The sequence below is a fragment of the Sphingobium sp. ZW T5_29 genome (assembly GCF_044987515.1).
Taxonomy (GTDB): Bacteria; Pseudomonadota; Alphaproteobacteria; order Sphingomonadales; family Sphingomonadaceae; genus Sphingobium.
In genome coordinates, this window is record NZ_JBJDRM010000010.1 from 90,266 (window position 1) to 102,034 (window position 11,769).

Sequence of the window (11,769 nt, forward strand, 5' to 3'; positions counted from 1 at the left end):
GCTTCGGGTGATCGGGCGGACAACCCTCGCCGCTTCAGCCTGCGACCGGCAAGAACAGGGTGAAGCGTGCGCCGCCGTCTGGGGCATCGTCCACTTCGATATCGCCGCCCATTGCGCGGGCCAGTCTGCGGGAAATATATAGGCCCAGGCCACTGCCGCCCGGATCGCTGCGGCCCAGCCGTTCGAACTTGTTGAAGATGCGTTCGCGGCTGTCTGCGGGGACGCCTGCGCCCTGATCCATCACCGCGATCCATGCTCGACCGTCTTCGACGCCGGTATCGATGCGGACTTCGGTGCCGTCGGGGCTGTATCGCACAGCATTGCCGACGAGGTTCATCAATATCTGCAAGGCGCGGCGAAACTCGCCTGCGGCTACCGCCGACTGTGGGGCGTCTGGTGCGATCAGGCGGATCTGGCGATCCAGCGCCTTGACCACGAACAGGCCAGCGGCGCGGCGTCCGATGTCGGCAAGGTCGACGTCTTCGGTCGCTACGGTAAAGTCCAGTCGATCGATCGCTTGCAGGTCGGCAAGATCGTCGATCAGGGCCATCAGATGCCGTCCCGCCGCCGCTATGTCGGTCGCATAGCCTGCATAGTCGGGGCGCAGCGGTCCATCGATCTGCGCATTGATCGAATCCGCGTTGGCGATGATGCGGCCAAGCGGCTGGCGCAGCGAACGGTCGAGACGCCTGCCGAACTCCGCCGGATAGATGATGACGCCCGGCGCAGGGGGCACATGCGGGGCGAGGATGGCGCGGTCGACCGGGAACGCCTTTCCACGATAGCCCAATAGCTGGCCCGAAATGTCGAACATGGGAAAGCCGGACAGGCTGAACTGCCGTTCGGGTTCCGCGATTAAGGTGGCGACCTGGTCCCGGAACGCGCGCCGCTGCGCAAAGCCGCGCAGGATGGCGAGGTCGCCATCTTCGTCGGGCTGAAGCTGAAAATAGCTGGTGAAGGCGCTGCCGGGCGTGGGCTGGGCTGTGGGCAAGGCGCTTTCCTGCCCCTGCCCTTCCAGCACCATCTGGAAGCGCAACTGGGTGTCGATCTGCCAGGTCCACCCCTCCGCAACGGCGGCGATGTCGGCTTCGCGGCGGATATTGTCGACGGGCATGATGGCGGCGGGCCGCTCACTCCATTCGATGACGCTGATCTGCACGCCGTCCGCTTCGGGCTTGGCCCGCACCCACATGTCGATGTCGCCCCGTTCGGCGGCGGCGGTGACGGGCCGGGATATGGTGACGCCCAGACGCAGGGACAGCCGCACGATGCCCGCAAGCTGGGGGATGGCGAGCAGCGCCCCGACATCGGCCCCGGCCTCCCTTTGCAGGGCCAATAGTGGCGGGTCGGCGCTGAGCAGCAGGCCGTTGGCCGCCACCATCGCGCGCACGACGGCGGGATGGGCTGACATATTCATCGCAATGCGACCCGGTGCAGATGTTCGAACTTGGCGCGCAACGCGGCGGGGACCCGTAGCGCGCTGACCGCCGCGTCGGCTTGCGCTTCGGTCAGGGCCTGATAGCGGTCGGCCTCTCCAATGATGGCTGCGTCCGACAGCGAGGGGCGCACGGGCCGCAGGGCGAGCAACAAAAGGCGATAGTCCACATCCGATCCGCCCAAGGCGCGGCACAGGGACGCCAGTTCGCTGACCGCGCCCAGCACCATGATGTCGGCGACATGGGCGCAATCCATCCCCAGCCGCCGCGCCGCGAGGGCCGCGAACAGGAGGAAGCGGCGTTGCCCCAGCGCTGCGCCCAGCAGGTCGGCGGCATCGGCGCGCTCGCCCAATTGGCGCACCAGCCGGGCGGCGATGGCGATCGGCCCCTTTGCTTCGTCATGTGTGGCGAGCAGATTGTGGCCGGCCCTTTCGAACAGGGGCAGGATCGTTTCCGCTTCGTGGGCGCCCGCGCGTTGCACGACTGCAGCCATGCAGGCGGCGGCGGTCCACAGCAGTTCGGCGAAATGTTCGACGGGCAGGTCGGCGGACATCGGATCATCCTCCGCCCCGACGGCGAGCCAGCGTCCTTCGGCCACGGCCAGCGCGGCGAGCGTTTCATTGACGGCCGGGTCGCCGGTTGACAGCAAGGCGTCCGCTTCCGCTTCATCGAACTGCCCGTCCGGCTGGCCGAACTGGCGCAGCATCAGTGTGACGCCCGCGCGCATCTGCATATGGGCGAGCAATGCGGGACCCAGCAGAGTGGGTTGAGCGCAGACGGTGGGCCAGCATATGGCGTCGGGATGCTGTGCGAGGACAGCGGCAATTTCCGGGCGGTCGCTCAGCGCGATTCGCAGGGCGGCCTCTATGCCGGTCAGGCATGCGCCCAGATGCCGACGCGTTTCCGCGATCAGGGCATCGTGCCGCTCCCTTTCCGCGTCGGGAAAGAAAAAGGCCAGATCAATGGCATGGCCGACAGGTACGGCGGACATGCCCGCCATGACTCGCGCCATGGGCCAGATGTCCGTCACCATAGGCCCGGAAGGGAACGAAAAGGCGCTCATGCCGGGCAGCATAGCCACGCGTCCTTAAAATGCACTAAACCCTGAGAAGGAATTTTTTCAGTCGCGTTTCAGCAGGATGATGGCGCCCACCGACGCTATCGCGCACAGCATCGACACGACATAGCCCAGCGAAAATGCCCCCACCATGGTGGTCAGCAGCAGGACCAGCAGGGCCGTCGCTGGCGTGAAGATCATCCATGGCCGGGCCGATCCGGTCCTGCGCCACCGGTCGGCGACCTGAATGATGGCGAGCAGCAGCGCCAAGCATGTGGCGATGACGCCCGCCCCGGCCAGCGAAATACCGCCGACGGCAAAGAAGGGCGCGACAAAGGCGGTCCATCCCCCCGGCGGCGACCGCAGCGCTAGTTCGTCCAGGCGGTCGGCGATTTCGGCCAGTAGCAACGCCAGCAACAACAGGACAAAGCCGGTCGCGGGCCAGAGCAACTCCACCGGCACGAGCGCAATCGCGCCCAGCGCCATCCCGGCAATCCGCACCTGGGTCGCGGGGACCTGCGTCCGCATCAGGGCGGGGCTGGCCAGCCGGGCGAGCGGGGCAAGCAGATAATGTTCGGCCCCGCCCCTCACCCGCGTGGTGCGCGATCCCGACGACATGACGCTTTGCGCCGCGACGTCGGCCTGGCCCTGCGTTTCGACCAGGGCGACGCGGCCCGTCAGCAGATCGTCCTGCGGCACGGTCACGCGGCGGGCGCCGCTCTGCACGGCGGCGCGAACCAGGGTCAGCGACAGGTCCCAGTCGCCGATCATGTCGAGCGTCCCGAACAGGAGGTCGGGGCTGATTCGCGCCAGGCCGGCCCAGCGCTGCCCCGCGTCGATCCGTTCGAACGGCGCGCTGGCACGGCTGTCGTCGGTCACCAGCAGGGCGTTGCCCTGTTGATCGGCGATGGATTCGAAATGGCTTTGGGCGACGATGATGCCGTCCGCGACCAGCAGGACATCGGTATCGCGCGGGGCATCGCGCACCATCGACACCATGTCGCGGACCAGAGCGACGGGAATGCCGTCCGCACTCAGCCGGTCGACGGCCTGCGACAAGGCAGGCGTGATCACGCTGACCAGGATCATGATCCTGTCCGCGCCCGCCCGCGCCGCCTGCCGCGCCTGATATTCGACCAGCGTCTGGCCCGCGAAAAGCAGGCTGGCGCGCAACGACCCGCTGGGGTCGCCAGACGTCCGGCTGGCGCTGAGAATAGCCGCAAATGTCATGCTGCGATGGAACCGACCCGTTTTTGTAAGGTCCGCCTTTTCGCAAGGAGGAAGCGTTCGTGCAAGCGCGCTGCGCGTCAGCCGTTGCGAAGCCGGTCCAGCGTCATGCGTATCTGGCGCAAAATGCGTGGATCGCCCGGCGCGCTGCTGGCTGCTTCGTCGGCTATCGCCATCAGGCTGGTCAGCCCGAAACTGGCCGCCAGCCCCTTCAGCCGCCAGGCGGCCAGTTCCCAATTCGCATCGCAACGGGCGCGGCTGAGCAGGTCCAGTTGGCGATCGGCGCTTTCCAGAAAGGCCACACGCAGGTCTGCGATCAGTGCGATATCTTCGCCGACAGCAGCGGCAAGTGCGGCATTCAGGGCGCCAGGATCATAGGACATGGGGTCAACGCTATCTGGCTTGCGTTAAGTTTTGGTAACAGGGCATTTTGTTGCGCTGAAAAGATGATAGGATGGGTCCATGACCGGGGGCAGCACAATCGTCGAATTCTGGCGAAACAAGAGTATCGCGACCGCAAGCGAGTCGCGGGCGGGGGATGATCTGCAATCAAGGCAGATCCTCCAGGACCTGGAAGCGGAAAGCGAGGCCAGCGCGAAGGATGAGCGCGCTGCCCGGCGAACCGGGCTGGCATTTGCGGCGATGGGCCTGCTGTGGCTGGGCTTTGCAGGCTGGGCCACCGCGATTTCGGGACAATGGCGCGCTGGGCCCGCCGCGTGGCCGGGCATGGTGGCGACGATATTGGTTCCCATCGTGCTGCTGGGCGTGTGCTACCTTGTCCTGACCCGCAACAGTCGCGCCGAATCGCGCCGCTACCTGAACACCGCCCGCGCCCTGCGCACCGAGGCGGAAATGCTGGAGCTGCGGCTGGCGCGGATCAACGGGCAACTGACCAGCGCGCGGCAAGCGATGCAGGATCAGGCGGAGCTGCTGGACAGCTATGGCGCAGCCGCCAGCAGCAATATGGAAGCGTCGGCGGAACTGATCGCCAGCCGGGCGAACAGCACCACGGAAAAGGCGGAGGCCGCCGAGCGCGCTGGCATGGCGTTGGCCGCGAAGATGGACGCCCTGATCGCGTCCATGCCCGACCTGGAGGAGCGCGCCATCCGCATGGCCGCCCAGATCAACGACAATGGCCACGCGCTCGCCGAACGGATCGACATGCTCGAAGCCCGTCTGCACGCGATCGGCGAACTGTCGGATGATGCACGCGCGCGGACCCTGTCGGCGACCAAGAGCCTGTCGACCCAGATCAATCAGCTGCGCGAAGCGACCCATTCCGCCAATGAAGAGGTCAACGGCCTGGCCGATGTCGCGTCCGGGCGTATCGACGCCACGGCGCAGAGCGCGCGCAAGGCAATGGAGGAAAGCTGGCAGAATCTGGATCAGAAGGCGGCGATGATCGACGCGCTGATGGGACGGACCAGAGACAATCTGGCCGAAACAACCGAGGCCGCCGCGACATTGCTGACCGAGAAGCTGGAAACGGCGGAAGCCGATGTGCGGCAGCGCCTGGAAACCGCGCTGGCCCATGCCCGCGATGTCATGGCGAGCGCCGACCAGGAGCTGACCACGCAGGCAGGCGCGCTCCGATCGCTGGTCGAAACCGCGCAGGCGGGAATTTCGGCCACCAGCCAGAACGCCGTCGCCGCGCTGGCGCAGGACGCCGAACGGATCGAAGCGGAGTATCGCGACCGTATCGACGCGGCCCTTGCCCGCGCGCGCGAAGGGATGGCGGCGACCGATGACGGCCTGATCCGGCAGGCGGAAGCCGTCGATGCCCTTATCGTTCGTTCGCGTTCAAGCATCGACAGCATCAGCGACGAAACCATGTCCGGCCTGTCCGATCATATGGGTGAGATCGAGGGCCGCCTTCACCAGATCAACGATCTGGTCGAAGGCCAAAGGACGCTGGTGGCCGGGCTGCAGGCGACATTGGGCGAATCGATCGATAGCGCCCAGGCGCGTTTTGCCGCTCTTGAAGACGCCGCCCTGTCGCGTAACGAACGGCTGACCGACGCGCTGAGCCGCCTGACGGCGGAGACGCAACGGATAGACAGTTCGCTGGCCGCGGGTGGCGTGACCGCCGAAAAGCTGATCGGGTCCGCCGAAACGCTGCTGGTCGCGCTGGATTCCAGCGTCCGCGAACTGGACGAAACCTTCCCGGCGGCGCTGGAGCGGTTCGACGCCCGGATCGAAACCAGCCGCACCCTGCTGGAAAGCGCAGCCCCCGAACTGGAACGGCTGGAGGCGATTTCGGAATCGCTGACGGGTCGTGCGCAGGAAGCCGAAGAGCTGCTGCGCGGTCAGGGTCGTCGGCTTACCGAGTGGCTGGAAAGCACGCAGAGCGGCGTGGAGGCCAACCGCGAACTGGTGGAAAAGCTGCGCACCGCGCTCGACAATGCGCATCAGGATGCGACACGTATTACCGAAGGCGCAGGGCCGCTGCTGGTGACCGCATTGCTGCGGGTCAAGGATACCGCCGACCAGGCCGCCGAACGGGCAAGGCAGGCGCTGAGCCGGGCGATACCGGACGCCGCCCAATCGCTGGCCGATGCCAGCGAAGAGGCGCTGCGCCGCGCCATCGACGACAAGGTGACGGCTCAGATCGAGATGGTGGCACGGGTCGCCGAAGAGGCGGTCAAGGCCGCGCATCAGGCGTCCGATCGGCTGACCCGCCAGTTGTTGACGATTGCCGACGCCAGCGCCACGGTGCAGTCACGGATCGACGAGGCCGAACGCGCGTCGGAAGAACGGGATCGCGACCATTTCGCCCGCCGCGCCGCATTGTTGATCGAATCGCTCAACAGCACCGCGATCGACGTCACCAAGATATTGTCCAACGATGTGACGGATTCGGCCTGGTCATCCTATCTGAAGGGCGACCGGGGCGTTTTCACCCGCCGGGCCGTCAGGCTGCTGGACGCGGGCGAATCCCGCGAAATCGCGCTGCACTATGACAATGACCTGGAATTCCAGGATCATGTGAACCGGTACATCCATGATTTTGAATCGATGCTGCGGATCATCTTGTCGGCGCGCGACGGCAACGCGCTGGGCGTTGCGATTCTTTCGTCCGACATGGGCAAGCTGTATGTCGCGCTGGCACAGGCTATCGAGCGGCTGCGCCAGTAATAGCGGGTGCGGACGCGGGTGACCCGTGGAGAAGCCCAATCAAGGGGCTGAAGCGGAAGAGGAAATGTGACTTATACCAAGGCTTGTGGGATCTGACTCGTTGGGCCTTTCCAAAGACGCTATCACGTGATTCAACATCGCAGACTGTGGGAGGTTTGCGATGTCTGTTCCGATCAAGCTCCGTGGAGATTTCAGCGCAGGCGATGTTCGTGCCGTAGCGCGGCGCTGCAAGAACGGGGCGCAAGTGCGCCGATTATTGGCAATAGCGACGATCCTGGACGGGCGCAGCCGCAGCGATGCGGCCCTTGTCGGCGGGGTGACGCGTCAGATTGTGCGGGATTGGGTCGTTCGCTTTAACGCTGAGGGCCCCGACGGGTTGATGACCCGCAAGGCGCCAGGGCCGACTCCGATCCTCAATGACAGGCACCGCCGCGCCTTGGAGGAGATCATTGATACAGGGCCGACCCCCGCCATCCATGGCGTTGTGCGTTGGCGCATTATTGATTTGTGCCAGTGGCTATGGGACGAGTTCAATGTCTCGATCAGCAAGCAGGCGCTGGGACATGAACTGCGGACCATGGGCTACCGCAAGCTCTCGGCTCGCCCGCGCCATCACGCGCAGGACCTCGCGAATATTGCCATTTTTAAAAAGACTTCCCCGCCCGTCTGGCGCAAATCCGCAAAACCCTCCCCAAAGGCACGCCCGTAGAGCTGTGGTGGCAGGACGAAGCCCGGATCGGCCAGCAGACCAAACTCACCCGGCGCTGGGCCAAACGGGGAACCAGACCAATAGCGCCTCGCGATCTGCGTCGGGCATCAGCCTGGATCTTTGGCGCCATCTGTCCGGCTGAAGGGAAAGGCGCGGGCCTTGTCATGCCCCATTGCAACAGTGAGGCGATGGGCATGCATCTGGCCGAGATCAGCAGCCAGGTGGCGCCGGGGGCCCATGCCGTCCTCATGCTCGATCAGGCCGGGTGGCATATGTCCGGCGCATTGACGATCCCCGCCAATATCACATTGCTGCCGTTGCCGCCCAAATGCCCGGAGTTGAACCCTGTCGAAAATCTTTGGCAGTTTATGCGCGACAACTGGCTCTCGAACCGAATCTTCTCCTCATACGACAATATCGTCGACCATTGCTGCTTCGCCTGGAACAGCCTCATTGATCAGCCCTGGCGCATCATGACAATCGGACTTCGCCAATGGGCGCACAGGTTCTGATCAGAGAGTCTTGGTATTAGAGTGGACGGCGTCAGTCGCAATCACCCGTTCGGGCTGAGCTTGTCGAAGCCCTTCGCTTTCCTTCTGACGCGTGGCGCCCGAAGAAGTAGAGCCCTTCGACAAGCTCAGGGCAAACGGAGGAAAGTGATTTCCATCTAACGCTCGTTGCAATACCGCCAGCGCGGCTGACGATGATCCAACCGATCACTGTTTACCACCGATTGGGGTGTAAAAACCGCAGCTTGGTGCGTTTCCCACCTCATGCCGCAAGAATACTCTTACACCGCCGAAATCAGGAAGGATTTACGAACCGATCCAGCGTGACCCAGCCCTGCACATAGTTGGCATAATAGAGGCCGAACAGCACGGCCGACATAATGGTCGCGCGGAGGGCGACCGTGCCCGGCCGGAAGTTGCTGGGCGCGCTGTCCGCCTGCCCCTTCATGATCACTTCGCCGGTTTCATCCGGCGTCCTGATACCGAAGGGCAGGACGATAAAGGCGCAAATCACCCAGAACAGCACGTAAATGGCGAAGATGGCATACCAGTTCATGGCGCTGGCTTAGGGCCGAATGAGCAGCACGTCCACCACAGGCTTTTTGCCGGTCCAGCGCGTGGCCGTGCGACGTACCGCCAATCTGATCCGTTCACGCATGGCTTCTTCGTCCGGCTGGCCCTTTGGCACGGCGGCGGCGGCTTCGTCGGCGGCTTCTTCCAGAAACGCGGCCTTGTCCTCTTCCACCGGCACGCCCTGGGTTTTGAGGACCGGCGTTCCGAACACCCTGCCCTTCGCATCCAACGCCACGGCGACGCTGATCTGCCCGTGCAGGGCGAGTTTGCGCCGCTCATTCATCGTCGTGCCGTCAGCGGGCAGGATGACGTCGCCGTCCAGGACCAGCCTGCCGGTCGTTTCCTGACCGATGATTTCAGGACCATTGGGCGCCAGCCGCAGCAAATCGCCATTGGATTGGACAACTGCGTGCGGAACGCCGCTGGTCAGGCCCAGTCGCGCCTGTTCGGCCATGTGCCGCCGTTCACCATGCACCGGCAGCAATATCTGCGGCCGTATCCAGCGATACATCGCCTCCAGTTCGGGACGTCCAGGATGGCCGGACACATGCACCTCTGCCTGGCGGTCGGTGACCATCAGGATACCCTTTGTAGCCAAGGCGTTCTGAATGCGGCCGATGGCGATTTCATTTCCGGGGATCTGCTTGGACGAAAATACGACCGTGTCGCCCGTGCTCAGCTTGATCGGGTGGCTGTCGAACGCGATGCGCGACAGCGCCGCGCGCGCTTCGCCCTGCCCGCCCGTCGCGATGATCATCACTTCATTATGGGGGAGCGCCATGACGTCGTCCCAATCGACGGTCGGCGGAAAATCCTTGAGATAGCCCGCCGCCTTGGCCGTCGAGATGATCCGGTCGAGCGACCGCCCCGCGACGCACAGCTTGCGACCGGCGGCGTTCGCCACCTCTCCCAAAGTCTGCAGACGCGCCGCGTTGGATGCGAAGGTCGTGACCAGCACGCGTCCCTTGGCTGCGGTGATGGTCTGCATCAACCCTTCGCGGACGTCGCCTTCGGAACCGCTCGCCTCTGAATTGAAGACATTGGTGCTGTCGCATACCAGCGCCAGCACGCCTTCGTCGCCGATCTGCGTCAATTCTTCCGGCGTCGATGGCTGGCCCAGAAGCGGCCTTTCATCCAGTTTCCAGTCGCCGGTATGGAATATCCGTCCATAAGGCGTGTCGATGAGCACGGCGTTGCCTTCAGGAATGGAATGAGCCAGCGGCACATAGCGGAAGCCGAACGGCCCCAGCGCAAAGCTGCCCTCATTTTCGATGACGTGCAGCTTCACCTCACGGCTGAGCCCTTCCTCCTCCAGCTTCAGCCGGATCAGGCCAGCGGTGAAGGGCGTGGCGTAGAGGGGCACGCCAAGGTCCGCCGCCAGATAGGGCAAGGCGCCGATATGATCCTCATGCCCGTGGGTCAGGACGATGCCGAGCAGATCCTTGCGCCGTTCCTCGATAAAGCTGAGGTCGGGCAGGATCAGGTCGACGCCGGGATAGGCCGGGTCGGCAAAGGTGAGGCCCAGATCGACCATCACCCACTTGCCCTGGCAGCCATACAGATTGACGTTCATGCCGATCTCTCCCGACCCGCCGAGGGCCAGGAAGAGCAGCTCATTTCCAGGTGTCATCAGTCTTTCAAACTCCGTTCGTGCAGCAGCGCCAGCCCCATGATCGTCAGGTCGGGCGCGATCGCATCGAAAATATCGCTATTCTCATCAAAAAGAGCGGCAAGGCCGCCCGTCGAAATTACTTTGGCCGGGCGACCGATTTCGGCGCGTATCCGTGCGACCAGCCCTTCCATCATCGCCACATAGCCCCAAAAGACGCCAATGTGCATCTGCGCTTCCGTCGTTCGACCGATAACCGATCGGTTCTCTGGCGGGGCAATCGCAATCTTGGGCAATTTGGCGGCGGCGGTGACCAGCGCGTCGAGCGACAGGTTGATACCCGGCGCGATGATGCCGCCCTTATAGCTTCCCTGATAATCGACCACGTCAAAGGTCGTCGCCGTGCCGAAATCGATGACGATCAGGTCGCCTTCATACAGATGGTGCGCGGCGATCGCGTTGACAACCCGGTCCGCGCCTACCGACGCTGGCTCTGCCACGTCCAGTTCCACGCCCCATTCGACCGGGGCCTGCCCCGCGACCAGGGCGGTCACCTTAAAATATTTTTCGGCCAGCACCTGCAGATTGTGCAGGGCCCTCGGCACGACTGTCGCGATGATGACCGCGTCGACGTCGCCGATCGAATAGCCTTCCAGCATCAGCAGCTGGTTCAACCACACGGCATATTCGTCGGCGGTTCGGCGCGGGTCGGTCGCGATGCGCCAGCGCGCGCGGATATCCCGCCCGTCCAACAGCGCAAAAACCACATTGGTGTTGCCCGCGTCGATCGCGAGAAGCATGGCCGTTCCCCGGATTCAGATGAGAAATATATCGCCCGCATGAATGGCACGCGCTTCGCCATTCTCCAAGCGGAGGATCAGCATCCCCTGCCGGTCGAGCGTATCGAACGATCCTTCGATCACTTGTCCATCGGGCTGTGCGACGCACATCGGCGTGCCGGTCGGATGGGCATTGAGCAGCCAGTGGGTCAGCACCGGGTCCAGCCCTTGCGCCCGCCAGATGGCCAGCCAGTGGGCGAAGAGTTCGGCCAGACGCTGCAATAATTGGCCAGCGTCCGCGTCCTTGGCGTTCTGCGCTGCCAGGCTGGTTACCGGCCGATCCAGGTTCGCCGGATGTCCCGCGACGTTGACGCCGATCCCCACCACGACCGCGTCGCCGGACCGTTCCAGCAGGATCCCGGCGATTTTTGCGCCGTCGATTAGCACATCGTTGGGCCATTTGATCCTGGCCTGCCCTTCGCACAAGCGCGCCACCAATGCATGGACGGCATTGGCCGCCACCAGCGCCAGACTGTGCGGAGGAGGATCGCCCGCGCGGAGCCGGACCAGGGTCGAACAGTGGAGATTGCCTGCCGGGCTCTCCCAGGACCGCCCCATGCGCCCCCGGCCACCCGTCTGGCGTGCCGCGCGCAGCCATGTGCCTTCAGCGACGCCCTGCTCCGCCAACGCCAGCATGTCGGCGTTGGTGGAGCCGGTTTCCTCTACGAAACGGAT

Annotated in this window: 10 protein-coding genes; 2 read left to right on the forward strand and 8 right to left on the reverse strand. The window is 64.4% G+C overall.

Going from position 1 to position 11,769, the window contains the following annotated elements:
• Positions 1-34 precede the first annotated feature (34 nt).
• The 4 genes from ACI3KQ_RS10290 to ACI3KQ_RS10305 form a co-directional block, all read right to left on the reverse strand.
• A complete protein-coding gene (locus ACI3KQ_RS10290; RefSeq protein ID WP_404957275.1) occupies positions 35-1,417 on the reverse strand; it encodes a sensor histidine kinase in 1,383 nt (460 codons plus the stop codon).
• Positions 1,414-2,511 (reverse strand): hypothetical protein, encoded by a 1,098-nt coding sequence (locus ACI3KQ_RS10295; RefSeq protein ID WP_404957417.1) that lies wholly within the window; start codon positions 2,509-2,511, stop codon positions 1,414-1,416. Before ACI3KQ_RS10295 ends, ACI3KQ_RS10290 begins: the two co-directional genes overlap by 4 nt.
• A 45-nt stretch (positions 2,512-2,556) precedes the next feature.
• Positions 2,557-3,723, reverse strand: coding sequence for a hypothetical protein (locus ACI3KQ_RS10300; RefSeq protein WP_404957277.1), 1,167 nt, complete (start codon positions 3,721-3,723; stop codon positions 2,557-2,559).
• A 77-nt stretch (positions 3,724-3,800) separates the two neighbouring features.
• Positions 3,801-4,103 carry an Hpt domain-containing protein gene (locus tag ACI3KQ_RS10305; protein WP_404957279.1) on the reverse strand — a complete coding sequence of 101 codons (303 nt, stop codon included), beginning with the start codon at positions 4,101-4,103 and terminating at the stop codon, positions 3,801-3,803.
• A gap of 79 nt (positions 4,104-4,182) precedes the next feature.
• On the opposite strand from ACI3KQ_RS10305, the gene ACI3KQ_RS10310 reads away from it, so the two are divergent.
• Together ACI3KQ_RS10310 and ACI3KQ_RS10315 are read left to right on the forward strand one after the other, a co-directional pair.
• Positions 4,183-6,855 carry a hypothetical protein gene (locus ACI3KQ_RS10310; RefSeq protein WP_404957281.1) on the forward strand — a complete coding sequence of 891 codons (2,673 nt, stop codon included), beginning with the start codon at positions 4,183-4,185 and terminating at the stop codon, positions 6,853-6,855.
• A 160-nt stretch (positions 6,856-7,015) separates the two neighbouring features.
• A protein-coding gene (locus ACI3KQ_RS10315; RefSeq protein ID WP_404957283.1) for an IS630 family transposase occupies positions 7,016-8,076 on the forward strand; the annotation gives its coding sequence in 2 pieces (ribosomal slippage) (positions 7,016-7,508 and positions 7,508-8,076; 1,062 coding nt in all).
• Positions 8,077-8,368: 292 nt separating this feature from the next.
• Here ACI3KQ_RS10315 and ACI3KQ_RS10320 read toward each other — a convergent pair.
• The 4 genes from ACI3KQ_RS10320 to ACI3KQ_RS10335 are packed head-to-tail and all read right to left on the reverse strand — an operon-like array spanning position 8,369 to position 11,769.
• Positions 8,369-8,629 carry a DUF1467 family protein gene (locus tag ACI3KQ_RS10320; RefSeq protein WP_404957285.1) on the reverse strand — a complete coding sequence of 87 codons (261 nt, stop codon included), beginning with the start codon at positions 8,627-8,629 and terminating at the stop codon, positions 8,369-8,371.
• 9 nt (positions 8,630-8,638) lie between these two features.
• The gene (locus tag ACI3KQ_RS10325) at positions 8,639-10,276 is read right to left on the reverse strand and encodes a ribonuclease J (protein ID WP_404957287.1); all 1,638 of its coding nucleotides are present in this window, start codon (positions 10,274-10,276) and stop codon (positions 8,639-8,641) included.
• Positions 10,276-11,055, reverse strand: coding sequence for a type III pantothenate kinase (locus ACI3KQ_RS10330; protein WP_404957289.1), 780 nt, complete (start codon positions 11,053-11,055; stop codon positions 10,276-10,278). Before ACI3KQ_RS10330 ends, ACI3KQ_RS10325 begins: the two co-directional genes overlap by 1 nt.
• 15 nt (positions 11,056-11,070) lie before the next feature.
• Positions 11,071-11,769 carry a biotin--[acetyl-CoA-carboxylase] ligase gene (locus ACI3KQ_RS10335; RefSeq protein ID WP_404957419.1) on the reverse strand — a complete coding sequence of 233 codons (699 nt, stop codon included), beginning with the start codon at positions 11,767-11,769 and terminating at the stop codon, positions 11,071-11,073.

Excerpts from the sequence above, each read along its gene's own strand:
- ACI3KQ_RS10290 (WP_404957275.1), bottom strand. The coding sequence starts at position 1,417 with ATGAATATGTCAGCCCATCCCGCCGTCGTGCGCGCGATGGTGGCGGCC.
- ACI3KQ_RS10295 (WP_404957417.1), bottom strand. The coding sequence starts at position 2,511 with ATGCTGCCCGGCATGAGCGCCTTTTCGTTCCCTTCCGGGCCTATGGTG.
- ACI3KQ_RS10300 (WP_404957277.1), bottom strand. The coding sequence starts at position 3,723 with ATGACATTTGCGGCTATTCTCAGCGCCAGCCGGACGTCTGGCGACCCC.
- ACI3KQ_RS10305 (WP_404957279.1), bottom strand. The coding sequence starts at position 4,103 with ATGTCCTATGATCCTGGCGCCCTGAATGCCGCACTTGCCGCTGCTGTC.
- ACI3KQ_RS10310 (WP_404957281.1), top strand. The coding sequence starts at position 4,183 with ATGACCGGGGGCAGCACAATCGTCGAATTCTGGCGAAACAAGAGTATC.
- ACI3KQ_RS10320 (WP_404957285.1), bottom strand. The coding sequence starts at position 8,629 with ATGAACTGGTATGCCATCTTCGCCATTTACGTGCTGTTCTGGGTGATT.
- ACI3KQ_RS10325 (WP_404957287.1), bottom strand. The coding sequence starts at position 10,276 with ATGACACCTGGAAATGAGCTGCTCTTCCTGGCCCTCGGCGGGTCGGGA.
- ACI3KQ_RS10330 (WP_404957289.1), bottom strand. The coding sequence starts at position 11,055 with ATGCTTCTCGCGATCGACGCGGGCAACACCAATGTGGTTTTTGCGCTG.